At 38.0% G+C, this 25,464-nt stretch carries 24 protein-coding genes and 1 riboswitch; of the genes, 15 read left to right on the top strand and 9 right to left on the bottom strand.

Going from position 1 to position 25,464, the window contains the following annotated elements:
- The first annotated feature begins 149 nt into the window (after nucleotides 1-149).
- Complete coding sequence (locus DV427_RS06755) at nucleotides 150-1,958, top strand: AMP-dependent synthetase/ligase (protein ID WP_162790280.1); 1,809 nt, start codon at nucleotides 150-152, stop codon at nucleotides 1,956-1,958.
- Between the two features lie 36 nt (nucleotides 1,959-1,994).
- Here DV427_RS06755 and DV427_RS06750 read toward each other — a convergent pair whose 3' ends face one another.
- From DV427_RS06750 to DV427_RS06740, 3 genes are read right to left on the bottom strand one after another with little or no spacing between them, the layout of a single operon-like run.
- Entirely contained in the window at nucleotides 1,995-2,780 is a 786-nt protein-coding gene (locus DV427_RS06750) for a Cof-type HAD-IIB family hydrolase (protein ID WP_162790314.1), read from the bottom strand.
- 18 nt (nucleotides 2,781-2,798) lie between these two features.
- Nucleotides 2,799-3,263, bottom strand: a complete 465-nt coding sequence (gene ybeY / locus DV427_RS06745; protein WP_114891757.1) for an rRNA maturation RNase YbeY — start codon at nucleotides 3,261-3,263, stop codon at nucleotides 2,799-2,801.
- Between the two features lies 1 nt (nucleotide 3,264).
- Nucleotides 3,265-4,347, bottom strand: coding sequence for a PhoH family protein (locus tag DV427_RS06740; RefSeq protein ID WP_114891756.1), 1,083 nt, complete (start codon nucleotides 4,345-4,347; stop codon nucleotides 3,265-3,267).
- Nucleotides 4,348-4,481: 134 nt separating this feature from the next.
- Between DV427_RS06740 and DV427_RS06735 the strand changes: the two genes are divergently transcribed.
- The 4 genes from DV427_RS06735 (at nucleotide 4,482) to fbpC (ending at nucleotide 9,838) form a co-directional block, all read left to right on the top strand.
- Entirely contained in the window at nucleotides 4,482-6,029 is a 1,548-nt protein-coding gene (locus tag DV427_RS06735) for a class I SAM-dependent methyltransferase (protein WP_162790313.1), read from the top strand.
- A gap of 165 nt (nucleotides 6,030-6,194) precedes the next feature.
- Complete coding sequence (locus DV427_RS06730; RefSeq protein ID WP_114891755.1) at nucleotides 6,195-7,190, top strand: iron ABC transporter substrate-binding protein; 996 nt, start codon at nucleotides 6,195-6,197, stop codon at nucleotides 7,188-7,190.
- A 70-nt stretch (nucleotides 7,191-7,260) separates the two neighbouring features.
- A complete protein-coding gene (locus tag DV427_RS06725) occupies nucleotides 7,261-8,781 on the top strand; it encodes an ABC transporter permease (RefSeq protein WP_114891754.1) in 1,521 nt (506 codons plus the stop codon).
- A complete protein-coding gene (fbpC, locus tag DV427_RS06720) occupies nucleotides 8,768-9,838 on the top strand; it encodes a Fe(3+) ABC transporter ATP-binding protein FbpC (RefSeq protein ID WP_162790279.1) in 1,071 nt (356 codons plus the stop codon). Before DV427_RS06725 ends, fbpC begins: the two co-directional genes overlap by 14 nt.
- Before the next feature lie 35 nt (nucleotides 9,839-9,873).
- Here fbpC and DV427_RS06715 read toward each other — a convergent pair whose 3' ends face one another.
- Genes DV427_RS06715 through DV427_RS06705 form a run of 3 tightly spaced genes read right to left on the bottom strand, consistent with a single transcriptional unit; the run spans nucleotide 9,874 to nucleotide 12,061 of the window.
- Nucleotides 9,874-10,554: a M15 family metallopeptidase gene (locus DV427_RS06715; RefSeq protein ID WP_114891753.1), complete on the bottom strand. Its 681-nt coding sequence runs from the start codon at nucleotides 10,552-10,554 to the stop codon at nucleotides 9,874-9,876.
- A 1-nt stretch (nucleotide 10,555) separates the two neighbouring features.
- Nucleotides 10,556-11,689, bottom strand: a complete 1,134-nt coding sequence (dapE, locus tag DV427_RS06710; protein ID WP_114891752.1) for a succinyl-diaminopimelate desuccinylase — start codon at nucleotides 11,687-11,689, stop codon at nucleotides 10,556-10,558.
- Nucleotides 11,690-11,716: 27 nt separating this feature from the next.
- Nucleotides 11,717-12,061 carry an ArsC family reductase gene (locus DV427_RS06705; RefSeq protein WP_012054808.1) on the bottom strand — a complete coding sequence of 115 codons (345 nt, stop codon included), beginning with the start codon at nucleotides 12,059-12,061 and terminating at the stop codon, nucleotides 11,717-11,719.
- A gap of 134 nt (nucleotides 12,062-12,195) precedes the next feature.
- On the opposite strand from DV427_RS06705, the gene DV427_RS09495 reads away from it, so the two are divergent.
- Together DV427_RS09495 and DV427_RS06700 are read left to right on the top strand one after the other, a co-directional pair.
- On the top strand, nucleotides 12,196-12,363 hold the full coding sequence (locus tag DV427_RS09495; protein WP_172622018.1) for a hypothetical protein: 168 nt from the start codon (nucleotides 12,196-12,198) through the stop codon (nucleotides 12,361-12,363).
- A gap of 8 nt (nucleotides 12,364-12,371) precedes the next feature.
- The gene (locus DV427_RS06700) at nucleotides 12,372-12,728 is read left to right on the top strand and encodes a hypothetical protein (RefSeq protein ID WP_114891751.1); all 357 of its coding nucleotides are present in this window, start codon (nucleotides 12,372-12,374) and stop codon (nucleotides 12,726-12,728) included.
- 31 nt (nucleotides 12,729-12,759) lie between these two features.
- On the opposite strand, the gene htpG is transcribed toward DV427_RS06700, so the two are convergent.
- Entirely contained in the window at nucleotides 12,760-14,640 is a 1,881-nt protein-coding gene (htpG, locus tag DV427_RS06695) for a molecular chaperone HtpG (protein WP_162790278.1), read from the bottom strand.
- Nucleotides 14,641-14,761: 121 nt separating this feature from the next.
- A complete protein-coding gene (locus DV427_RS06690) occupies nucleotides 14,762-15,823 on the bottom strand; it encodes an ABC transporter substrate-binding protein (RefSeq protein ID WP_114891749.1) in 1,062 nt (353 codons plus the stop codon).
- 48 nt (nucleotides 15,824-15,871) lie between these two features.
- Nucleotides 15,872-15,961, bottom strand: a riboswitch (TPP riboswitch).
- A gap of 120 nt (nucleotides 15,962-16,081) precedes the next feature.
- On the opposite strand from DV427_RS06690, the gene uvrD reads away from it, so the two are divergent.
- The 5 genes from uvrD (at nucleotide 16,082) to DV427_RS06665 (ending at nucleotide 22,242) form a co-directional block, all read left to right on the top strand.
- Nucleotides 16,082-18,262, top strand: coding sequence for a DNA helicase II (gene uvrD, locus DV427_RS06685; protein WP_162790277.1), 2,181 nt, complete (start codon nucleotides 16,082-16,084; stop codon nucleotides 18,260-18,262).
- 88 nt (nucleotides 18,263-18,350) lie between these two features.
- Complete coding sequence (locus DV427_RS06680) at nucleotides 18,351-19,352, top strand: ABC transporter permease subunit (RefSeq protein WP_162790276.1); 1,002 nt, start codon at nucleotides 18,351-18,353, stop codon at nucleotides 19,350-19,352.
- A 14-nt stretch (nucleotides 19,353-19,366) separates the two neighbouring features.
- Nucleotides 19,367-20,254 carry an ABC transporter permease subunit gene (locus tag DV427_RS06675; protein WP_005634958.1) on the top strand — a complete coding sequence of 296 codons (888 nt, stop codon included), beginning with the start codon at nucleotides 19,367-19,369 and terminating at the stop codon, nucleotides 20,252-20,254.
- 9 nt (nucleotides 20,255-20,263) lie between these two features.
- Nucleotides 20,264-21,256 carry a dipeptide ABC transporter ATP-binding protein gene (gene dppD, locus DV427_RS06670; RefSeq protein ID WP_114891746.1) on the top strand — a complete coding sequence of 331 codons (993 nt, stop codon included), beginning with the start codon at nucleotides 20,264-20,266 and terminating at the stop codon, nucleotides 21,254-21,256.
- A 2-nt stretch (nucleotides 21,257-21,258) separates the two neighbouring features.
- Nucleotides 21,259-22,242 (top strand): peptide ABC transporter ATP-binding protein, encoded by a 984-nt coding sequence (locus tag DV427_RS06665; RefSeq protein WP_114891745.1) that lies wholly within the window; start codon nucleotides 21,259-21,261, stop codon nucleotides 22,240-22,242.
- Nucleotides 22,243-22,270: 28 nt separating this feature from the next.
- On the opposite strand, the gene DV427_RS06660 is transcribed toward DV427_RS06665, so the two are convergent.
- Entirely contained in the window at nucleotides 22,271-23,077 is an 807-nt protein-coding gene (locus DV427_RS06660; RefSeq protein WP_114891744.1) for a DNA ligase, read from the bottom strand.
- A gap of 207 nt (nucleotides 23,078-23,284) precedes the next feature.
- Between DV427_RS06660 and lpcA the strand changes: the two genes are divergently transcribed.
- From lpcA to DV427_RS06645, 3 genes are all read left to right on the top strand, one after another.
- Entirely contained in the window at nucleotides 23,285-23,869 is a 585-nt protein-coding gene (gene lpcA, locus DV427_RS06655; RefSeq protein WP_114891743.1) for a D-sedoheptulose 7-phosphate isomerase, read from the top strand.
- Nucleotides 23,870-23,995: 126 nt separating this feature from the next.
- Nucleotides 23,996-24,727, top strand: a complete 732-nt coding sequence (gene artP / locus DV427_RS06650) for an arginine ABC transporter ATP-binding protein ArtP (RefSeq protein ID WP_114891742.1) — start codon at nucleotides 23,996-23,998, stop codon at nucleotides 24,725-24,727.
- A gap of 17 nt (nucleotides 24,728-24,744) precedes the next feature.
- Nucleotides 24,745-25,464 carry a lysine/arginine/ornithine ABC transporter substrate-binding protein gene (locus DV427_RS06645; protein ID WP_005634963.1) on the top strand — a complete coding sequence of 240 codons (720 nt, stop codon included), beginning with the start codon at nucleotides 24,745-24,747 and terminating at the stop codon, nucleotides 25,462-25,464.

Raw genomic sequence — 25,464 nt, 5'->3', positions numbered from 1 at the left:
TTACCTAAAATTTAGTTTACGATCTAAAAATGAACAATAGATCACTAAAAATAATTTAAAACGATCAATATTCTTCTAGCTTTTATTCCTATTTAAGATTATATTAGCGCACAACTGTTCGCTCAATGAATTCAAAAAATAGGGTTAATATGAATTTCGATCTCCATTTTGTTCATCGTATTCAACAACAAGCCAAAACTCGTGCAAATATGACCGCACTTCGCTATAAAGAACACGGCTTGTGGAGAGACATCTCTTGGAAAAATTTTCAAGAACAACTCAATCAACTTTCTCGTGCATTGCTTGCTCACAATATTGACGTGCAAGATAAAATCGCCATTTTTGCCCATAATATGGAACGTTGGACAATCGCTGACATTGCGACCTTACAAATTCGAGCAATCACAGTACCTATTTACGTAACCAATACAGCCCAGCAAGCAGAATTTATCCTAAATCACGCCGATGTAAAAATTCTATTCGTCGGCGATCAAGAGCAATACGATCAAGCATTCGAAATCGCTCATCATTGTCCACAATTACAAAAAATCGTGGCAATGAAATCTACAATTCAATTACAACAAGATCCTCTTTCTTGCACTTGGGAAAGTTTTATTGAAACAGGTTCAAACGCCCAACAAGATGAACTAACCCAACGCTTAAACCAAAAACAATTATCGGATTTATTTACGATTATTTATACCTCTGGCACTACTGGAGAACCTAAAGGTGTCATGTTAGATTACGCTAATCTCGCTCACCAATTAGAAGCTCATGATCTTTTACTTAATGTGACAGATCAGGACGTTTCACTTTCTTTCTTACCCTTTTCGCATATTTTTGAACGAGCTTGGGCGTCTTATATTCTTCATAGAGGTGCAATACTTTGCTATTTAGAAGACACCAATCAAGTTCGGTCAGCTTTAACGGAAATTCGCCCAACTTTAATGTGTGCCGTACCACGTTTTTATGAAAAAATTTATGCTGCAGTGCTAGATAAAGTTCAAAAAGCACCAAAACTTCGCCAAATTATGTTCCATTGGGCAATGTCCGTAGGACAAAAATATTTTGATTTACGTGCGAATAACAAAGCTATTCCATTCTTATTGAAAAAACAATTTGCTTTAGCGGATAAATTAGTGCTCTCAAAACTTCGCCAATTATTGGGGGGACGTATAAAAATGATGCCTTGCGGAGGAGCAAAATTAGAACCGGCTATTGGGCTATTTTTCCATGCTATTGGTATCAACATCAAATTAGGCTATGGCATGACAGAAACAACTGCAACCGTTTCTTGCTGGCATGATTTCCAATTTAACCCAAATTCAATCGGCACACTCATGCCAAAAGCGGAAGTTAAAATTGGGGAAAATAATGAAATCCTCGTGCGTGGCGGAATGGTGATGAAAGGCTATTACAAGAAGCCAGAAGAAACGGCTCAAGCCTTCACAGAAGATGGATTCTTAAAAACTGGCGATGCGGGAGAATTTGACGAACAAGGGAATTTATTTATTACCGATCGTATTAAAGAATTAATGAAAACCTCAAATGGAAAATATATCGCGCCGCAATATATCGAAAGCAAAATCGGTAAAGATAAATTTATCGAACAAATTGCGATCATCGCCGATACAAAAAAATATGTATCTGCACTTATTGTGCCTTGCTTTGATAGTTTGGAAGAATACGCTAAACAGATTAATATTAAATATCATGACCGTTTAGAATTATTAAAAAATTCTGAAATTCTAAAAATGTTTGAGCAACGTATTAATTCGGTGCAAAAAGAATTAGCTCATTTCGAGCAAGTAAAAAAATTCACGTTACTTTCTCAAGCATTCAGCATTAAATTGGGTGAAATTACACCAACATTAAAATTGCGTAGAAAAGTGATTTTAGAACGTTATCGTAAGCAAATTGAAGATATGTATAATTCAAAAGAATCAAAAAATTTATAACTAAAAGGCTCTCGTTGAGAGCCTTTTTATTGCCGATTATTCAGGAAATTTTTCTTCCAAAATTAATGCTAACCCATCTTCATTATTGGTCGCGGTGACTACATTTGCAGCTTGTTTAATTTCATCAGGCGCATTTCCCATTGCCACCCCAAGCCCCGCATGTTCTAGCATATCCAAATCATTAAAATTATCACCAAACGCAATCACTTCATTGGTTTGTACGCCAAAATAATCTTCTAAAAAACGCACCGCACTTCCTTTGGTTGCACTCTTGTGCATCACCTCTAAAAAGTTAGCATGAGAACGACAAATACTCAGATGTGGAAATTTTTCCTTTAAAATAATTTCAAGCTCAATGATTTCTTGTGCTTCCCCAATAATTTGAATTTTATGTGGCGAACGAGCCGCCACGTCATCAAAAGGATGAATCTCAATTTTGGTGACGCTGCGTTCGTAAATTACCCATTTATTTTCTACGTCACGAGCATGGCAATCATTATTTGTATAATAATTCACGCCAAGCAACGGATGAGCCGCCAAAACGGTATTAATAGCTAAAATATCTTTTGGATCAATTTGTACGCTATAAATTGGTTCAAGATGTTGATTCAAAATAAGTGCTCCACTAAATGCAACAAGCACATTATTCGTTTCAAGCTGTTTCCAATAAGGCAAAATACCCAAAGGAGAACGCGCCGAAATTGGCACAAAAGGAATACCATTCGCCGTTAAACGCTTAATTGCGGCAACAGTTCGAGGGGAAATAGTATGTTGAGAGGTTAATAAGGTGCCATCAAAATCACTAAATACCGCTTTATACATCATTACTCCGAATAAAGATTATTTCTCTGCCAAATAAGGATCATCAAAGCCTAATCCTTGCATAATTTGAGTTTCTAAACTTTCCATTTCTTCAGCTTCATCGTCTTCAATATGATCGTAACCGAGTAAATGTAAGCTACCGTGCACGACCATATGTGCCCAATGTGCCATTAATGGTTTCTCTTGTTCTGCGGCTTCTCGCTCCACAACTTGACGACAAATAACGAGATCCCCTAGTAATGGCAACTCCACCTCATCGGGGCATTCAAATGGAAATGAAAGTACGTTAGTCGGGCGATCCTTGCCACGATAAGTTAAATTTAATTCATGGCTTTCAGCTTCATCCACAATACGAACTGTCATTTCGACTTCATCCCCTTCCGGTTGAACAGCCGCTGTTGCCCACTGCGCAATCTGTTCTTCTGTTGGCAAACCCTCTATATTTTCTGTGACAATTTGCAGATCAACGAATATACTTCCCATTTCACTCTCCTAAATTCTTTTCAATTTCTGACCGCTCTTTTTCACGTTCGGCTTTACGAAGCTCCGCTAATTCTTTTCGACGAATTTCATCTTGCACTTCCCATTCTTCGTATGCTTGCACGACTTTAGCCACCACCGGATGACGCACAATATCTTTGCTATCAAAATAGTTAAAACTTAATTCTGGTACTTTTTCCAATACTTCAATAGCATGGCGTAAACCAGATTTTGTGCTACGAGGTAAGTCAATTTGCGTAATATCGCCCGTAATCACCGCTTTAGAATTAAAACCAATCCGGGTTAAAAACATTTTCATTTGCTCAACTGTCGTATTTTGGCTTTCATCTAAAATAATAAAACTATCATTGAGTGTACGCCCACGCATATAAGCCAAAGGCGCAATTTCAATAACATTACGTTCCATTAATTTTTGCACTCGCTCAAAGCCTAGCATTTCAAACAACGCATCATAAAGCGGACGTAAATAAGGTTCGATTTTCTGACTTAAATCCCCTGGTAAAAAACCTAGCTTTTCGCCCGCTTCCACCGCAGGTCTCGTCAGTAAGACACGACGAATTGCTTGACGTTCTAAGGCTTCAACTGCAGCAGCAACAGCTAAGAATGTTTTCCCCGTTCCTGCTGGGCCAATACCAAAACTAATATCGTGAGTTAAAATATTATGCAAATATTGAACTTGATTTTCGCCTCGAGGTTTAATCACACCTCGTTTAGTTTTAATCGTTGTACTGAAAACATTATTTTCAGCACAGTTCGGTTCAGCTTGAGATAATATTCGGCTTTCTTGTAAAGACATATGCACATCTTCCAAATCTAACTCTTTCACTTTACCTTTTACGGGCGCAGTTTCTACATATAAATCTTGGATTAATTTCACCGCACTTTTTATCAATTTTGCATGATAAGTTTTTGGATCCTCTTCCACTGTATCAATATTAAAAGTGAAATTATGACGAGCAATGACAAGATTAAATTCTTTTTCGATAAGTTTTAGATGAGCATCAAATGCACCGCATAAAGATTGCAAACGTGCGTTATCTTGAGGTTCGAGAGTAAATGAAAGCATGAGGATACTAAGCTGGTGAAAATTGTGGTTATTCTAGCGTAATTACCACTTCATTGGAAATAATCATCACTTTGTTTTCATCCCTATTCCCTCTATAATATGCGCCTTTAATTATGTTACAAACTGGATATATTATGGCTGAACCAAATAACCGCTACGACGAACTTAGATACTACTCAAAACCCTTTTCTTACACGAGCATTGCGCTTTTGGAAGGGAATGCAACATTATGGGGATTAACACCACCAGCACTCAAAGGTGCTAAAGTATTAGAATTAGGTTCTTCTTTTGGTGGAAACTTAATTTCTCAAGCGGTTTATTATCCAGATACTGAATTTGTAGGCATTGATTTAGCAGATAGTCAAATTACTCAAGGTAATGAAATTATTAAATCAATGGGATTAACAAACGTTCGTTTAGAAACAAAAAATATTCTCGATATTACGCCTGAATTTGGCATGTTTGACTACATCATCGTGCATGGTATTTATTCTTGGGTACCTGATAATGTCAAAGATAAAATACTTGAGGTTTGTCGTGAAAATTTAACGCCAAATGGTATTGCTTATATTTCTTACAACACCTATCCCGGTTGGAAAAGCCGCGAAGTTGCACGTGATATTATGCTCTATGCGAATAAATACACTCAAGATTTACCGCTCTCTGAACAAACTCGTCGTGGTAAAGCTATTATTCAATTATTTTCTGATGCAATTAAATCGATTGAGTCTGGAAAATCTAAAAATCAAAGTAGAATTGAAAACTTTGATGATATTCAAATTAAAGATGACAATTATGTTGCCCATGAATATCTCGAATATCACAACCACCCTCTCTATTTAAATCAATTTGTTGATAGCCTACATCAACATCAATTGGCTTATATTGGTGATACAAATTTTCAACTTTCATATGTTTCTTCTATGCCACAACATCTACGTGACATGATCAATCAATTATCCGAAACAGATTATGTGGCACGTGAACAATGTCTCGATTATCTTTACGATGTGACATTTAGAAGAAGTTTATTATGCCATGCTCATTTACAAGATAAAATTAACCGTACAGAAATCATTGATAAAGCATTATTAAATAAATTAACTTTTATTGACCAGAACAAAGAAAATAATCTGAGCCAGATATTCAATAATAAAGACGCAGCAAAATTACTTGAACACTTTATCTATCAAGTAGGTCAATTCACTATTCAATCATTAATTGATTACGTTGCTGAACATAAAGAATTTGCAAACCTCACAGAGGATAAAATTTACTCTTCTGTATTGCTAGCTGTAGTTCTAGGATATATCAATGTTTTTCTCACACCTTATCAAACATATACATTTGAAGATAACAAAACCTATATACCAAAACGCTTTACTCTATATACACAATCTTTGCTAGAAGGTGCAAATCAATATATCGGTTCAGGTAATATGTATAATGTAGGCATTGAAAATTTAAATGCACTACATCTTTATGTGATGTCTCAAATGGAAAAACCGATAACTAAAGTGGCTCTTAACGCTTCACTCAAAGCATATTTAATTCAGAATGAATACAAAGATATGAACAACAATGAGAAACTCATTGATGAAGAGTTTGACTGTTCTGGATTATGTGATTCTATCTGTAAAACATTAGCTAACTTAGGTTACATCCAACCATCCACACTATAAGCAAAATTCAAAGCAATCAATATATTGAAGGAGAATTAACCACTCTCCTTTTTCTTTACCCAAAATAAAAATTGAGAATTATTTGCATTTAAATGAATTTAGAAATAGAATAAAGGTCATTCAAGCTTAATTAAAACATTCATTCTCATAAACAAGGAGTTTTCAATGTCATTCAAATCTTTCAAAATTGCGACACTCGCAGCACTTACATTCTCAGCAAGTAGCTTTGCCGACATTACCGTTTACAACGGTCAACATAAAGAAGCTGCAAAAGCCGTAGCTGATGCATTTACGCAAGAAACCGGCATCAAAGTCACTTTAAATAGTGCTAAAAGTGAACAGTTAGCTGGTCAACTTAAAGAAGAAGGCGATAAAAGTCCAGCCGATGTATTCTATTCAGAACAAACATCTCCATTTGCCGCACTTTCTGAAGCGGGTTTATTAGAACCACTTTCAGCTAATACGATCAAACAAACCTCTCACCAAGGTGTACCGGTTGCGCCTAAAAAAGATTGGATTGCATTAAGTGGTCGTTCTCGTGTTGTCGTTTATGATCACACTAAATTATCTGAAAAAGATATGGAAAAATCAGTGCTTGATTACGCAACACCAAAATGGAAAGATAAAATCGGTTATGTACCAACCTCTGGTGCATTCTTAGAACAAGTTGTAGCCATTGTTAAACTAAAAGGCGAGAAAGTTGCGCTTAATTGGTTAAAAGGCTTAAAAGAAAATGGTAAACTTTACGCGAAAAACAGTGTTGCATTACAAGCTGTTGAAAATGGCGAAGTACCTGCAGCCTTAATTAATAACTACTACTGGTACGCATTAGCAAAAGAAAAAGGCGCAGAAAACTTAAAAACTCGCTTGTACTTTATTCGTCATAAAGACCCTGGTGCGTTAGTTACTTACTCAGGTGCGGCAATCTTAAAATCATCTAAAAATAAAGAAGAAGCGAAAAAATTCGTGGACTTCTTAGCAAGCAAAAAAGGTCAAGAAGCCTTAGTTGCTGTACGTGCAGAATATCCATTACGTGCAGATGTAACTTCCCCATTCAATATGGAACCTTATGCTAAATTGCAAGCGCCAGTAGTTTCAGCAACTACGGCTCAAGATAAAGAACAAGCAAATAAATTAATTGAAGAAGCTGGTTTAAAATAAGCCCGCTAACGTCGCAACTGTATTTTCACCAACAGTGAAGATACAGTTGCCACCTATAAAGGATTATCTTTTGACCCGAACGCCCCCACTTTGGCTCACCATCATTATTTTACTTATTGGTTTACCGCTCTTATTACCATTTCTATATATTCTTTTCCGTGCGATTGAAGTCGGATTAGGTCGTAGCCTCGAGCTTCTTATTCGCCCGAGAATGGTGGAATTACTGAGCAACACAATGCTTCTCATGGTCTGCGTAACTATTGGATCAATTTTTCTCGGTACGCTTTGTGCATTTTTACTTGAACGCTATCGTTTTTTCGGCAAATCATTTTTTGAAGTGGCGATGAGCTTACCACTTTGTATTCCAGCCTTTGTGAGTTGTTTTACTTGGATCAGCCTAACCTTTCGAGTCGAAGGTTTTTGGGGAACGATTGGCATCATGACACTAAGCTCTTTCCCACTCGCTTACTTGCCAATTTCAGCTACGCTTAAACGACTTGACCGTTCCCTTGAAGAAGTAAGTCTTTCATTAGGAAAAAGCCAAACTTACACCTTTTGGCACGCTATTTTCCCGCAATTAAAACCAGCAATCGGTAGCAGTTTGTTACTGATAGCATTACATATGCTGGTAGATTTTGGTGCAGTTTCAATTTTAAATTACCAAACATTCACTACTGCGATTTTCCAAGAATATGAAATGTCTTTTAATAACAGCACCGCAGCACTACTTTCAGCTGTATTAATGGCAATTTGTAGCATTATTGTGCTGGGAGAAACATTTTTCCGCGGTAAACAAACGCTTTATAACAGTGGCAAAGGTGTCACTCGTCCTTATCCGGTAAAAACACTTTCCTTTGGCAAACAATGTTTAACCTTCGGATTTTTCTCTAGCATATTCATCTTAAGCATTGGCGTGCCTGTAATTATGTTAATTTACTGGCTTATAGTGGGAACTTCACTCGAAAGTGCGGGTGATTTTTCAGAATTTTTATCAGCATTCAGCAATTCATTTATTATTTCAGGCTTAGGCGCATTGCTTACCGTAATTTGTGCTTTGCCATTGGTTTGGGCCGCCGTACGCTATCGTAGCAAATTAACCATTTGGATCGATCGATTACCTTACCTATTACACGCTGTACCCGGATTAGTTATCGCATTATCGCTGATCTACTTTACGATCAACTATGCCAACAGCTTATATCAAACCTTTTTAGTTATTATCGTAGCTTACTTTATGCTCTATTTACCAATGGCACAAACCACACTTAGAGCCTCGCTTGAGCAACTTTCTGATAATATTGAGAAAGTCGGACAAAGCCTAGGACGAAGTCCATTCTATATTTTCCGAACTTTAACATTACCAGCAATGTTACCAGGCATTGCGGCGGCATTCTCTCTAGTATTCTTGAATTTAATGAAAGAGCTTACTGCAACACTTTTGCTCACGCCAAACGACATCAAAACCCTTTCTATTGCCGTTTGGGAATATACCAGTGATGCGCAATACGCTGCGGCAACGCCTTATGCCCTAATGCTCGTTCTCTTTTCGGGGATTCCTGTGTTTTTATTGAAAAAATATGCATTTAAATAAAATGATAAATAATCCGTTATTAACCGTTAAAAATCTCAATAAATTTTTTAATGAACAACAAGTTCTTCACGATATTTCCTTTACCTTGCAACGAGGTGAGATCCTCTTTTTGCTTGGTGCTTCTGGTTGTGGGAAAACAACGTTATTGCGAGCGATCGCAGGATTTGAACAACCCTATACTGGCGAAATTTGGCTAAAAGAGCGGTTAATTTTCGGCGAGAATACGAATGTGCCAACGCAACAGCGCCATCTAGGTTATGTGGTGCAAGAAGGTGTACTTTTCCCTCACTTAAATGTCTATCGCAACATTGCTTACGGATTGGGGAATGGAAAAGGGAAAACGGATGAAGAGAAAATGCGGATTGAACAGGCAATGCAACTCACTGGAATTAGTGAACTAGCAGAACGTTTTCCTCACCAACTCTCAGGCGGACAACAACAACGTGTGGCTCTTGCACGAGCATTGGCGCCGAATCCAGAACTGATTTTATTAGACGAACCTTTTAGTGCCTTAGATGAACATCTACGCCAGCAAATTCGTCATGATATGCTAAAAGCACTACGTCAAAGCGGTGCATCAGCGATTTTCGTCACCCATGATCGTGATGAAGCATTACGTTATGCGGATAAAATCGCGGTTATCCAACAAGGGAAAATTTTACAAATCGACACGCCTCGTACACTTTATTGGTCGCCTAATCATATTGAAACCGCAAGTTTTATTGGTGACAACATCGTGCTATCGGCGAACCTGATTGATGAAAACACAGTTCAATGCCAATTAGGTAATATTCCTGTAAAAAACAAATCAATATCGCTGAAACAAGGTAAGATTTTACTTCGCCCAGAACAATTTAGCCTGTTTAAAACATCGGAAAATCCAACCGCACTTTTCAAAGGGCAAGTAAAACAAATCGAATTTAAAGGGAAAATTACCACTATTCAAATTGAAATTAATGGCTACTCAATATGGATTGAGAACATCATTTCCCCCGATTTATCTATTGGCGATGAGCTACCAATTTATTTGCATGGAAAAGGGCTGTTTTACGCCTAAGAATAAAGCCTTATCTTCACGATAAGGCTTTATTTTTAAACAATATATTCAGAAAAAATTTGTTCAAAATTTGATATTAAACAGTCTGCGCCTAAAATATTTTCCCCTTTCCATGCCTGTTGCAAAATCTCTGGAGAAAATTGCTGACTCGCTTGTTCAGCTAAAGGCAAATAACTGATATGCCAAGGCTCCCGTCCCACTTTTTTATTGGACTGCATATTCATAAAAGGCAAAGCAAAATCAAAGTGCGGTAAATTTTCGGTAAGAAATTCACTCAATTCAAAGAAATAACCGCCTTTTTCATATTCCCAAGGCTCCAGTTGTAAAGATTGCCCTTGTGGCAAAAGATCAGGATCGAAAATATCCACTTCCGTTCCCCAATGATGACGGCTAGCACCTGGCAATGCAGACCAACGTAAAATCGCCCGACATTTTTGCCAGTCATCTAATTGGCTCAAATCTAATGCTTTGCCTTCGTCATCATGGACTTTTTTCTCGCCCTTAAATTTGCTGTTCCAAATAAGCTGTTGGCGTTCAAAATCACGAAAACTGCTCGCAGGCTGTAAATTAAAGCCATTTTTTGCCGCACTTTGTTGCAAACCTTGAAATGCTTGCACTGCTTGCATTTGCAAAAAATGATTTGATGAATGAGTTGCGAGTAAATTGACTAAATGCTCACGGGACTTTCCTGTAAGCATTTCTGGCGTTAATTTCATTTTAGCTATCCAATAAATTCACTAACATTTTGTGATAAATCTCACCGCACTTGCCAAGATCTTCTACACCGACACATTCATCGACTTTATGAATAGTTGAATTTAACGGGCCAAATTCCACTACTTCTGCGCCCATCAAGGCAATAAAACGACCGTCTGACGTGCCACCACCTGTTTCGGACTTTGGCGTTATGCCTGTGGTTTCCTCAATAGCGGAGGTTATCGAATCTAATAATTTACCTGGTTTCGTTAAAAACGGCTTACCTGATAAATTCCATTCAATACGATATTTCAAATTGTGTTTTGCTAGCATTTCAGCTACTTTTTGCTTGATGATTTCATCCGTGACTTCTGTGCAATAACGCAAATTGAACTGAATATATAACTCTGCAGGAATTACATTATTACTTCCTGTCCCTGCGTGAATGTTAGCAATTTGTAGGCTTGTTGGCGGGAAAAATTCATTACCTTTATCCCATTGGTAAGTGGTCAATTCTTGCAAAAATGGCGCTGCTTTATGGATTGGATTTTCGGCTAAATGTGGATATGCCACGTGTCCTTGAATCCCCTGAATATAAAGGTTTCCTGTAATTGAGCCACGACGGCCATTTTTGACAACATCGCCTAAGTTTTTAGCACTCGATGGCTCGCCAACCATACAATAAGTAATTTTTTCATCACGCTCCATTAAAGTCTCAACCACACGCACAGTACCATCTTTTGCGGCGGCCTCTTCATCAGAGGTAATCAATAATGCAATTGTGCCTTTATGGTTAGGATTTGCTTTTACATATTCTTCTGCCGCCACAATCATTGCTGCAAGGGATCCTTTCATATCCGCCGCACCACGCCCATAAAGCATGCCATCAATAATCTCAGCAGAAAACGGCGGAAATGACCACTGATTTTCATCGCCAGTAGGCACAACATCCGTATGACCTGCAAAAGCAATAACAGGCTCTCCCGCTCCGTGCTTTGCCCACAAATTCAGCGTATCATTAAAAGGCATCCATTCAATTTGAAAACCTAACTTTTCTAAACGTTCTGCAATAATTTGCTGACAGCCTTCGTCATTAGGGCTAATAGATGGGCGACGAATTAAATCTTGCGCCAACGAAACCACTTTTTCTCTCATAAAAACTCCTAAGAAAATAACCGCACTCTAGGCAAAAGCAGCCTGATATTCCTTCTCATTAAAACCGATTAGAGCCTTCCCATCTTGTAAAATAATTGGGCGTTTAATCAAGGTTGGATTCTCAGCCAACACGGAAAGTGCGGTGGTTTTATCAAGAGAATTTTTAACTTGTTCATCCAAATTACGCCAGGTTGTACTGCGTTTATTCACCAATACATCCCAGCCAAATTGAGCTTCCGCTTGGGTTAAAAAGTTCAAATCTAATCCATCAACACGGTAGTCGTGAAGTTTGTGTTCAATATTGTGATCCGCCAGCCATTTCAACGCTTTCTTCACCGTATCGCAATTTTTAATGCCGTAAACTGTAATCATATTTTTCTCTCTTTTCTCGCCATTTAATTACAGCATTATACCTGAAAAACGAGCAATAATTCGATGAAAAAACAGATGAAAAAAGTCATTTAGTCAGGCATAATATTGTCAATATTCACAGTAAGGAATCTCAAATGGAACTCACTTTTGAACAAATATCTGATTTACTCAAAACACAAAAAAAAGACAAGGAAGAATACGCTTTTAGTTTGGAAGAACGACAATTAGCTGCAAAAGCAAGTTCGGAAGCTTGGAAAGCTATTTTAAATCATAAAATTGAGCCATTCGATTTTAAAAAATAGGACTGATTATGCTGCCAACATACGATGTTTATATTGCTGAAACATCAGGGGATTGTCTTAAAAAAGATCTTCTAAAACAATTTATCGTGACTTATCTAACTCAAGATGATCTTGATAAACTAAAAATGATTTTAACGAATATCCCGCAACTTAGACCATTCTGGGGAAAAACAGGCTATAAATACATTACAATAAATAATATCTATTTTTTATATGAAGTGGCCGAAGACGAAAGAAAAGTCATTATTTTAGGTGCTAAATTTAATAATAAACGAAAAACATTTAATTTTGCGAATACGCTCAAGCAACAAAAAACAATGAAAAAATGGATTGAAGATTATCCTAAATACTATCCCAATAAATAAGCCCGATTTAATCGGGCTTATTTATTTTTAGTTAGCCTAATAATTTATTTATGCGTTTAATAAACACAGTTGGATTTTCCAAAGATCCGCGCTCTGCTAATATAGCTTGTTCGAGCAACAATTCCACCCAATCAGCAAATTCTGTTTCATCTGCAATATCAGCCACTTTTTTCACTAAGTGGTGTTCTGGATTAAGTTCAAGGGTGTATTTTACTTCTGGTACAGGTTGCCCTGCGGCTGCAAACAATTTCGCCATTTGGGTCGTCATTTGATCATTATCCGTAGAAACCACCGCTGGTGTATCCGTTAAATTGTGAGTTAAACGTACCGTTTTCACCCGTTCACCAAGCAAGTTTTTCACACGCTCAATAAAACTACCAAAGGCTTCATCTTGTTGTTTTTGCGTTTCAGATTCTTTATCCGCTAAATCGCCTAAATCCAAATCTGCTTTCGTGATACTTTGTAATGGTTTACCGTCGAATTCAGTTAAATAGCTTAACATCCATTCATCAATGCGATCGGAAAGTAATAAAACCTCAATGCCTTTTTTATTGAATAATTCCAAGTGCGGACTATTTTTCGCTGCAACATAACTATCTGCTGTAATGTAATAGATAGCTTTTTGCCCCTCTTTCATACGCGAGATGTAATCTTCTAAAGACACAGTTTGCTCGCTACTATCATGATGTGTTGAAGCAAAACGTAATAACTTCGCAATAGTTTCTTTGTTAGCAAAATCTTCTGCAGGGCCTTCTTTTAAGACTAAACCAAACTCTTTCCAGAATTGAAGATATTTTTCTGCATCATCTCTTGCTAATTTTTCTAGCATTTGTAATGAACGCTTAGTTAATGCTTTGCGTAATGCAGCAGTAATTTTGTTATCCTGTAAAATTTCACGAGATACATTTAATGGCAAGTCATTACTATCGATTAAACCACGCATAAAACGTAGATAATTCGGCATAAATTGCTCTGCATCATCCATAATAAATACGCGTTGAACATAAAGTTTTAAGCCATGTTTATGTTCGCGATTAAATAAATCCCAAGGAGCTTTAGCTGGCACATAAAGCAAACTAGTATATGCTTGATTTCCTTCAACTTTGTTATGCGCCCAAGTGACAGGATCAGCAAAATCATGGCTTAAGTGTTTGTAAAACTCTTTGTATTCCTCATCAGACACATCATTTTTAGAACGCGTCCAAAGCGCATCGGATTTATTAATTTTCTCCCATTTTTCACCGCACTCTTTGCCTTCATCATCGTATTCTTTCGTCAGCATTTCCACTGGTAAGCCAATATGGTCAGAATATTTACCGATAATTTCACGCAAACGCCATTCGTTTAAAAATTCTTTTTCATCTTCGCGTAAATGCAAAACCACATCAGTGCCACGGGGTTTTTTCTCAATATCCGCCACAGAATATTCGCCTTCACCCGCAGATTCCCAAAGTACCGCTTTATCCGCATCTTCGCCAGCTGCTCTGGTTTTTACAGTCACTTTATCTGCCACAATAAAAGCTGAATAAAAACCCACACCAAATTGCCCAATAAGTTGGCTATTTTTTGCTTGGTCTTGGCCAAGTGTGGTTAAAAATTCTTTTGTTCCTGATTTTGCAATCGTCCCCAAATGATCGATGACTTGCTCGCGAGTCATACCAATGCCGTTATCACTAATCGTGATCGTTCCTTTATCCGCATCAAAGCTAACACGCACACGTAAGTCGCCATCGCCTTCATATAAATCAGGGTTAGAAAGCGCTTTAAAGCGTAATTTATCTGCCGCATCAGAGGCATTAGAAATTAATTCACGTAAGAAAATTTCTTTGTTGGAATACAAAGAATGAATCATTAATTGGAGTAGTTGTTTGACTTCAGATTGGAAGCCGCGAGTTTCTTGATTTTGTGACATAATTTTTTCCTTCATAAAGATAAAAATTGAACGTCACAGATATAAGAATAAAAAGAAAGATTTCAAGGGGAAAACCAAAGTGCGGTGAATTTTCACCGCACTTTTATCAGGCTAACATCAATTACTCTTTTCTTTCCTTCACATTTTCAACCCAGCGTTCTATTAATCGCTTCGCTTCTTGATCCGAACCAAATTTGATGAAATCAATATCAAGTAATTTAAGTTTTGCCGGCTCTGAAAGATGTGGATGCGCTTTAGCATGAATATTTGTTGGCAGTTGGTAAGAATCCGCTTCACGCCAAGGAATTTCTTGAGCTTCAGCAGAAAGCACAAAATCCACAAAGCGTTTAGCATTATCTAAATTGCGCCCATTTTTAATGATACTGACCGCCCCTAATGTATAACCGGTGCCTTCGCAAGGTAAAGTACCAATAACCGGTGCACCTTTATCCTTTTCACGCACATAAGTATGCATAAAACCAATATCAACCGCGGCTGCACCCGTAGAAATATTAGCCGTTGCTAATCCAGTTTTCGTGTATTGTGCAATGTTTTTATCAAGTTCTTTCAAATAAGCAAAGGCTTTATCTTCGCCCATAATTTCAATTAAAGTTGTAAGAATGGTGTAGCCTGTGCCCGATACTCGAGGATCTGGATATTGAATTAACCCTTTAAATTCTGGTTTTAATAAATCAGCATAACATTGAGGTTTCGCGATATTTTTTTCAGCTAGCAGTTTTTCGTTCATCCCAATGCCAAGCTCCATAAGATAAATAATCGACGTAGTATCGCCACGTTGCTCCGTGAGTTTTTTGAATTGAGGCATAATTTCTTTTTGCAGAGGTGAACGATAAGTTTCTAACAAACCTGCATCTCTAGCCTGAAAGTGCGGTTCCAATGTACCACCATACCACACATCTGCTTGTGGATTTTCTTTTTCGGCTTTGATTTTGCCTAATACAGTCCCTGTGCTATTACGCACAAACTGAGTGTCCACATTATATTTTTTGCTAAAAGCGTGAGCGACTTTTTCACAAGTCGTGTTTTGGACGCTGCAATAAAGCACTAATTTGCCTTCCGCTTGAGCAGGGGTTGATAAACTTAATCCTAATAAGCCGCAACCAAGCACACTGGAAAGTGCGGTCAATTTAAAAGAATTTTTTAAAGAAAAAGAGAATTTCATGATGCATCCTTACTTATATGAATACAGAAAAAAGTAAGTCAGCCCTTTAAGGAGGAGAGATTAGTTTCCTACGCCAGTGCTAACTGTTTCAGGTTCACGGGTATTTTCTCAGCGATGTCCGCACCCCGACTAACCGCGAATCAATATAAGTTGTAATACTATTTTTGTAAAGTCGGATAAGTTTATAATTTTCTTGATTGTGATATAAAAAAATTAGACTTATAATTCCTGTAAATTTGAACAGATAAAAATTTCATCATGGATATTTCTGAATTACTTGACGGACTTAACGATAAACAACGCGAAACCGTAGCTGCTCCTCTTGATAATCACTTAGTGCTAGCGGGTGCAGGCTCTGGCAAAACGCGCGTATTGACACACCGTATCGCTTGGTTAATTGCGGTAGAAAATATTTCTGAAGGCAGCATTATGGCGGTGACGTTTACCAATAAAGCCGCAGCAGAAATGCGTCATCGTATTCAATCTACTCTTGCCAAACACGCACAACATCAATTATTTGGGATGTGGATTGGCACCTTTCACAGCATTGCTCATCGTTTGTTGCGAGCCCATCATTTAGATGTGGGATTACCACAAGATTTCCAAATTCTGGATTCAGAAGATCAACTTCGTTTAATTAAACGGTTATTAAAATTACATAATTTTGATGAAAAAGCTTTTCCGCCTAAACAGGCTTGTTGGTACATCAATAACAAAAAAGATGAAGGCTTGAGACCAAACGACATTGAAGATTTTAATGATCGCCAAGAACGTGAATGGATTAAAATTTATAAGATCTATCAAGATACTTGCGATCGCGCAGGATTGGTCGATTTTGCTGAACTATTAATTCGGGCCTATGAATTATTTGAGAAAAAACCATTAATTTTGCAACGTTATCAACAACGTTTTCAGCATATTTTGGTGGATGAGTTCCAAGACACCAATAAAATTCAATATAAATGGATCAAAATTCTCGCGGGAGAAACAGGCAAAGTTATGATCGTCGGCGATGACGATCAATCTATATACGGTTGGCGTGGCGCACAAATCGAAAATATTCAAAAATTCTTGAAAGATTTTAAAGCAGAAACAATTCGCCTTGAACAAAACTATCGTTCTACCGCCAATATCCTAAACAGCGCAAATGAATTAATTGCAAACAATAGTGATCGTCTTGGTAAAAATTTATGGACAGAGGGTGAAAAAGGCGATCCCGTGGGCATCTATTCTGCCTTTAATGAATTAGACGAAGCAAAATTTGTTGCTTCACAAATTCAGGATTGGGTAGAACATGGCGGAAAACTTGATGATTGCGCTGTACTTTATCGTAGTAATAGCCAATCACGGGTTATTGAAGAAGCCTTAATTCGTTGTCAAATTCCATATCGTATTTATGGCGGTATGCGTTTCTTCGAACGTCAAGAAATTAAAGATGCTTTAGCCTATCTTCGTTTGATTAATAATCGTCAAGATGATGCAGCTTTTGAGCGTGTAATTAATACGCCAACCCGTGGCATTGGCGACCGCACTTTAGATATATTGCGTAACTTAACACGGGAACGCCAAATTACCTTATGGCAAGCAGTACAAGTCGCAACACAAGAAAATATGTTGGCTGGACGAGCCTCAACAGCGTTATTGCGTTTCCAGGAATTAATTAATTCACTACAACTTGATACCGCAGAAATGCCGCTTTTCGCACAAACTGATTTTGTGATTAAACATTCGGGTTTATATGAAATGTATAAACAAGAAAAAGGTGAAAAAGGCGAAGTGCGTATTGAAAACTTGGAAGAATTAGTTACCGCAACCCGTGAATTCATCAAACCTGATGATGCAGAAGATATGACGGAGCTTACCGCCTTTTTAACTCACGCCTCTTTAGAAGCGGGTGAAGAACAAGCCTCTCCACATCAATCTTGCGTAGAAATGATGACATTACACTCTGCTAAAGGCTTAGAATTTCCTCGTGTATTTATGGTTGGCGTAGAAGAAGGTTTATTCCCAAGTTTCCGTTCTTTTGAAGAACCTGGGCGTTTAGAAGAAGAACGTCGTTTAGCTTACGTCGGTATTACTCGCGCGAAGAAAAAACTGACCATCTCTTATGCGGAAAGCCGTCGGTTATATGCAAAAGAAGAACGCCATTTGCCATCACGTTTTATCGCCGAATTACCGAGAGAATGTATCCAAGAAATTCGTTTACGAGGAACTGTCACGCGCGCAATGAATCTAGCAAAAGTCGGTTCATTGTCTAATACCAGTGCGGTCGAAAATGAATGGAAAATGGGGCAAAAAGTCAAACATGAAAAATTCGGTTTTGGCACCGTCATTAATGTTGAAGGATCAGATAACAATACTCGCCTCCAAATTGCCTTCCAAGCGCAAGGTATTAAATGGCTCATTGCACATTTGGCAAAACTGGAAAAAGTGCGGTAGAATCCAAGAGAGTTTTACTTCTACCGATTAATTTCTTTGAAAAGTGTGGTGAATTTTAACTGCACTTTTTTTGTATTTGAGTGATTGAATGTTTAAATTTTTCTTCAAACGTATCTTAATGGTAATCCCAACTTTTATTGCCATTACTTTTATCACTTTCGCCCTTGTGCATTTTATTCCTGGCGATCCAGTTGAAATAATGATGGGTGAACGTGGCTTAACACCTGAAATACATCAACAAATGATGCATCAATTAGGCTTAGATCTTCCTTTGCATGAACAATATTTTCATTATATAGCTAAAGTGATACAAGGTGATTTTGGGGCATCATTCCGCACTCAACAACCTGTTCTTACTGAATTCTTTACACTTTTCCCTGCCACCGCTGAATTAGCATTTTTTGCGTTATTTTGGTCGTTATTAGGCGGGGTGATTTTAGGCACGATTGCTGCAGTAAAAAAAGATAGTTGGATTTCTCACACAGTTACAGCTGCATCGCTCACAGGTTATTCTATGCCAATTTTCTGGTGGGGATTGATTTTAATTTTATACGTTTCACCACAACTCGGTTTACCGCAAGGTGGTCGTTTAGATAATGAATTTTGGATCGATACGCCGACAGGATTTATGCTCATTGACAGCTGGCTTTCTGGTATGCCCGGAGCCTTCGAAAATGCGGTTAAATCGTTAATTCTTCCTGCAATAGTCCTAGGCACAGTTCCTCTCGCCATTATTACGCGTATGACACGCTCTGCGATGTTGGAAGTATTAGGAGAAGATTACATTCGTACGGCAAAAGCAAAAGGCCTAAGTTATACTCGAATCGTCATTGTTCATGCATTGCGTAATGCGTTAATTCCTGTTGTCACTGTGGTCGGATTAATCGTTGGTCAATTGCTTTCTGGTGCCGTACTGACAGAAACCATTTTCTCATGGCCGGGAATTGGAAAATGGATTATTGATGCTATTCAAGCGCGCGATTATCCTGTATTACAGGGTTCTGTACTGATTATTGCGACGATTATTATTGTGGTGAATTTAACCGTCGATTTACTTTACGGCGTGGTCAATCCGCGTATCCGTCATTAATTGTAGGAGAAATTATGTCTGACACGCCTTCAACTTTCGCGCCGAAAACGCCCTTACAAGAATTTTGGTTTTACTTTAAACAAAACCGAGGTGCGCTAATCGGTTTAACCTTTATTGTGATTGTTGCCTTAATCAGCATTTTCGCGCCTTATATTGCGCCTTTTGATCCAACAGAACAAAATCGTACCGCACTTTTACTGCCTCCCGCTTGGTATGAAGGCGGCAATCCTGCCTATCTACTCGGAACAGATGATATTGGGCGAGATATCCTTTCTCGCATCATTTACGGAACGCGAATTTCCGTCTTTGCGGGATTTGTCATCGTATTGCTATCCTGCGCCTTTGGTACCAGTCTTGGCTTGATTTCTGGTTATTATGGCGGCGTGCTAGATACAATTATTATTCGCCTAATTGATATTATGCTCGCGATTCCAAACTTACTCTTGACGATTGTAGTCGTCTCTATTTTAGAGCCATCACTCGCCAATGCCACTTTAGCGATCGCCGTGGTATCGATCCCTAGCTATGTGCGTTTAACTCGAGCAGCAGTGATGAATGAAAAAAATCGTGATTATGTTACCTCCTCTAAAGTCGCTGGCGCAGGTGTTCTTCGCCTCATGTTTATTGTGATTTTACCCAACTGTTTAGCACCCTTGATTGTGCAAATGACGATGGGGATTTCTAATGCGATCTTAGAACTCGCGACACTTGGTTTCTTAGGCATTGGTGCAAAACCACCAACACCTGAACTTGGCACAATGCTTTCTGAAGCACGTGGTTTTATGCAAGCGGCAAACTGGTTGGTTACAATTCCTGGCTTAGTTATTTTATCTTTAGTGCTCGCCTTTAACTTAATGGGTGATGGCTTGCGCGATGCACTTGATCCAAAACTCAAACAATAGGAAAACAGAATGGCATTATTAGACGTAAAAGAACTTTCTGTTCACTTTGGCGATAAAAATACGCCATTTAAAGCAGTGGATCGCATCAGCTATCAAGTCGCACAAGGTGAAGTGCTTGGCATTGTGGGAGAATCGGGGTCAGGTAAATCTGTGAGTTCTCTCGCAATTATGGGGCTAATTGATCATCCCGGACGTGTATCGGCTGAATCCTTGCAATTTGAAAACACTGATTTACTCACTTTAGAGAGTAAATCCAAACGCCAGCTTATTGGTGCTGATGTTGCGATGATTTTCCAAGATCCGATGACAAGCTTGAATCCAGCTTATACTGTGGGTTTCCAAATTATGGAAGCGTTAAAAACTCATGAAGGCGGTACAAAAAAGGTAAGAAAAGACCGCACTTTAGAGCTTTTAAGATTGGTCGGTATCCCAGATCCTGAATCTCGGATTGATGTTTATCCCCATCAGCTGTCTGGTGGAATGAGTCAGCGTGTGATGATTGCAATGGCAATTGCCTGCAGACCTAAATTATTAATTGCTGACGAGCCAACTACTGCGCTAGATGTCACTATTCAAGCACAAATTATAGAGCTATTACTCGAATTGCAGAAAAAAGAATGCATGTCGCTGATTTTGATTACCCATGATCTTGCGCTTGTTGCTGAAGCTGCAGATCGAATTATCGTGATGTATGCAGGACAAATCGTTGAAGAAGGCACAGCAAAAGATATTTTCCGCGAGCCAAAACATCCTTACACTCAGGCCTTGTTACGTTCATTACCTGAATTTGCAGAAGGAAAATCTCGCTTAGCGTCATTACAAGGTGTGGTACCTGGAAAATACGATCGCCCAACAGGCTGCTTATTAAATCCTCGATGTCCTTATGCCACCGAATATTGTCGCCAATTCGAACCTCAATTGCATCATATCGGTTCGCGTAAAGTAAAATGCCATACTCCACTGAACGAGCAAGGCTATCCCGTTGAATATCAAGGAGCTTAATAATGACGAATGAAGTAAAAGAAAATACGCCATTATTAAATTCGATTGGCTTAAAAAAATATTACCCTGTAAAAAAAGGCTTGTTTGCAAAACCACAGCAAGTAAAAGCGTTAGATGGTGTATCTTTTCAGCTTGAACGAGGTAAAACTTTAGCTGTCGTGGGGGAGTCCGGTTGTGGTAAATCAACGCTAGGGCGTTTATTGACAATGATTGAAGAACCCAGCGAAGGCGAATTGTATTACAAAGGGCACAATTTTTTAGAAAATGATCCTGAAACAAAGGCACTACGTCGTAAAAAAATTCAAATTGTTTTCCAAAATCCTTATGCGTCATTAAATCCACGTAAAAAGATTGGTTCAATTTTGGAAGAACCCTTGATCATCAATACAAAACTTTCTGCCAAAGAACGTCGAGAAAAAGTTTTATCAATGATGGAAAAAGTGGGATTGCGCACTGAATTTTATGATCGTTATCCTCACATGTTCTCAGGCGGACAACGCCAGCGTATTGCCATCGCTCGAGGTTTAATGTTAGATCCTGATGTTGTCGTTGCCGATGAACCTGTTTCTGCATTGGATGTTTCCGTGCGTGCGCAGGTACTGAATTTAATGATGGATTTACAAGATGAATTAGGATTGTCTTACGTGTTCATTTCACACGATCTTTCTGTGGTAGAGCATATCGCCGATGAAGTGATGGTGATGTATCTAGGTCGTTGTGTTGAAAAAGGGACGACAGAGCAAATCTTCTCTAATCCTCAACATCCTTATACCAAAGCATTACTTTCAGCGACACCACGTTTGTCACCAAACTTGCGCCGTGAGCGTATTAAGCTGACGGGCGAATTGCCAAGCCCGATTAATCCGCCAAAAGGCTGTGCATTTAATCCTCGTTGTTGGAAAGCGACAGAAAAATGTCGTGAAAATCAACCGCACTTGGAACAACATACTGATGGAAAATTAATCGCTTGTTTCCATATTGATTAAATTCATTTTGTCAGACTGATAAATAGGCTCATTTTTTCTCTCGCCAATAGGTTGCAAATCGAGGTTTTCCACGACTCGTGATACCTCGATATTTATAAGTAATCACAGATCCTATCGGAGGGGGATTTTCTCGTTCGTTTAAATTAAAACCCGAACCGATTTTAAATTCTCCCCGATGATTTTTACAGGTTAAAGCGCCCATCACATTTTCAAATTGTCCTTTGCCTTTATGGTGTGCAATAACCGTACATTCTTCATCTTGAGTTGTTTTCAATTTTAAAATCCGATGGCTACGTTTTCGTTCATAAGGTGCATGAGGATCTCGAACAACGACACCTTCCCCCTTCAAAGATTCGATTTGATTAAGAAACTCATATAAATGCACTTTATCTCTCACTGGAATTTGTTCAATAATTTCAATATAAGTTGTTGGATGTTCAAGTAAATACGCTTTCAATTTAGCTAAACGATCAAATAAATTGCCTTCTGCATCAGGCACATCAAAAACATACAATTTAAGTTTGTCCCAACCATTGCCTTTAAAAGATTTTGTAATTGATGAAATTTCTTCAAAATGATTCCGCCCACTAAATAATTCACCATCAATCGCAAAAGGCGGAAAATCCTTAATAAAATAGGCGGGCGGAGATAAACGTTGCCCTTGTCGAGTTAATAATTGCTTTCCATCCCAATAACCACGTACACCATCTAATTTTTCAGACATTACCCAACCTTCTATTGCTTGATTATTGTAGGTATGAAGAAGCATTAAATCTGGGCTAGCTAAAGCGAAAGAGCTCACGAAGAAAAGTAATAAAGTGCGGTAAAATTTCATGACATTTTTGTAAATTTAAGTGCTGATCATTTTTCTCAGAATACGTTTATCTGGAATAATCCCAAAGCACGCAAATTCACTATTACGATCTAAATCGCAAAAAATCATCATTTCATCGGAAAAAGATGAATTTTTATTTACGCTAGCGAAGAATGTTTATCTGCTATACAATGCCATCGCGATTTTATTCCCAACAAGGAGCAATCAATGTATTTAGAGCAAATAAAAGCGGAACTTGTGGAAGCACAAGATGTATTAAACAAATTTATTTCTGACGAAAATAACATTAAATTAATTCAAGAAGCCGCATTATTAATTTCCAACAGCTTCAAACAAGGAGGCAAAGTGCTTTCTTGTGGTAATGGCGGTTCGCACTGTGATGCGATGCATTTTGCAGAAGAATTAACGGGTCGTTATCGTGAAAATCGACCTGGCTACCCTGCCATTGCAATTTCAGATGTAAGCCATTTAAGCTGTGTAAGTAATGATTTTGGCTATGAATATGTCTTTTCACGCTATGTTGAAGCGGTGGGTCAAAAAGGTGACGTGTTATTCGGTTTATCAACCTCTGGCAATTCAAAAAACATTTTAAACGCCATTGAAGCTGCAAAAGCAAAAGGCATGAAAGTCATTGCAATGACAGGCAAAGACGGGGGAAAAATGGCTGGGTTAGCGGATGTTGAAATTCGTGTACCACATTTCCGTTATGCAGATCGTATTCAAGAAATCCATATCAAAGTTATTCATATTTTAATGATGTTAATTGAGTTTGAAATGGCAAAACAAGCCTAAAGTGCGGTTGATTTCAAGCGAGTTTTTAAAATCCCAAAATTTTTTGGGATTTTTTATTAATCGCACTTGCATAATTATGCATAAAAATGTAATATTTTCTCATCTTGTAAAGCATAGAGAAGAAAAATGGCTATTCGTGTTAAAAATCTCAATTTCTTTTACGGTTCATCACAAGCGTTATTTGATATTAACCTTGAAGCAGAAGAAGGCGATACCGTTGTGTTGCTGGGTCCAAGTGGCGCAGGCAAAAGTACATTAATTCGTACATTAAATTTGTTAGAAGTGCCAAAATCTGGCGAATTAAGCATTGCAAACAATGAATTTAATTTATCTAACGCAATGGCAAATCCCAAAGCAATCAGACAACTACGTCAAGATGTAGGAATGGTGTTTCAACAATATCACCTTTGGCCACACTTAACTGTTATTGAAAACTTAATTGAAGCGCCAATGAAAGTACGTGGCGTAAGCGAAAATGAAGCCAAGGCAGATGCGATGGAATTATTAAAACGTTTACGTTTAGAACAACTTGCCGATCGCTTTCCATTACATTTATCAGGCGGTCAGCAACAACGTGTTGCAATAGCCCGCGCACTGATGATGAAGCCACAAGTTCTGTTATTTGATGAACCAACGGCAGCGCTAGATCCAGAAATTACAGCGCAAGTTGTAGATATAATTAAAGAATTACAAGAAACTGGCATTACTCAGGTGATTGTGACCCACGAAGTCAATGTTGCACAAAAAGTAGCAACGAAAGTGGTGTATATGGAGCAGGGAAAGATTATCGAAATAGGTTCGGCAGATTGTTTTGAAAACCCGAAAACCGAACAATTTAAACAATATCTTTCTCACTAGAGAATAAGGATTTTATTATGAAAAAAACATTGTTAACTGCAATTTTATTAGGCGCATCCGTAGCAGCAAGCGCACAAGAGCTTACTTTTGCAATGGAACCTAGCTATCCACCATTTGAAACCACAAATGAAAAAGGCGAGATTATTGGCTTTGATGTCGATGTGGCTAATGCAATTTGTAAAGAAATCCAAGCAACTTGCAAATTTAAAGGTGAAGCTTTTGATGCACTAATTCCAAATTTAAAAGCAAAACGCTTTGATGCATCTATTTCCGCTATTGATATTACCGATGCGAGAGCAAAACAGGTTTTATTCTCTGATGCATATTACGATAGCACTGCAAGCTATGTAACCCTTAAAGGAAAAGCAACGTTAGAAAGTGCAAAAAATGTTGGCGTTCAAAATGGAACCACATTCCAACAATACACAGTAGCAGAAACCAAACAATATACAACTAAGGCTTATGCAAGCTTACAAAGCGCAATTTTAGACTTAAAGAGCGGTAGAATTGATATGATTTTTGGTGATACTGCAGTACTTGCAGATATGATTAGTAAAGAACCAGAAATGCAATTTGTAGGCGAAAAAGTAGCAAATAAAAAATATTTTGGTAATGGTTTAGGCATTGCGATGCATAAATCAAATAAAGAATTAGCTGAGCAATTAAACAAAGGTTTAGCTGCAATTAAAGCAAATGGTGAATACCAAAAAATCTATGATAAATGGATGACAAAATAA

Origin of the sequence: Haemophilus haemolyticus (genome assembly GCF_003351405.1) — a bacterium.
GTDB lineage: Bacteria > Pseudomonadota > Gammaproteobacteria > Enterobacterales > Pasteurellaceae > Haemophilus > Haemophilus haemolyticus_N.
The sequence above is the reverse complement of the archived record's forward strand: the minus strand, read 5'-3'. Positions and strand labels throughout refer to the sequence as shown.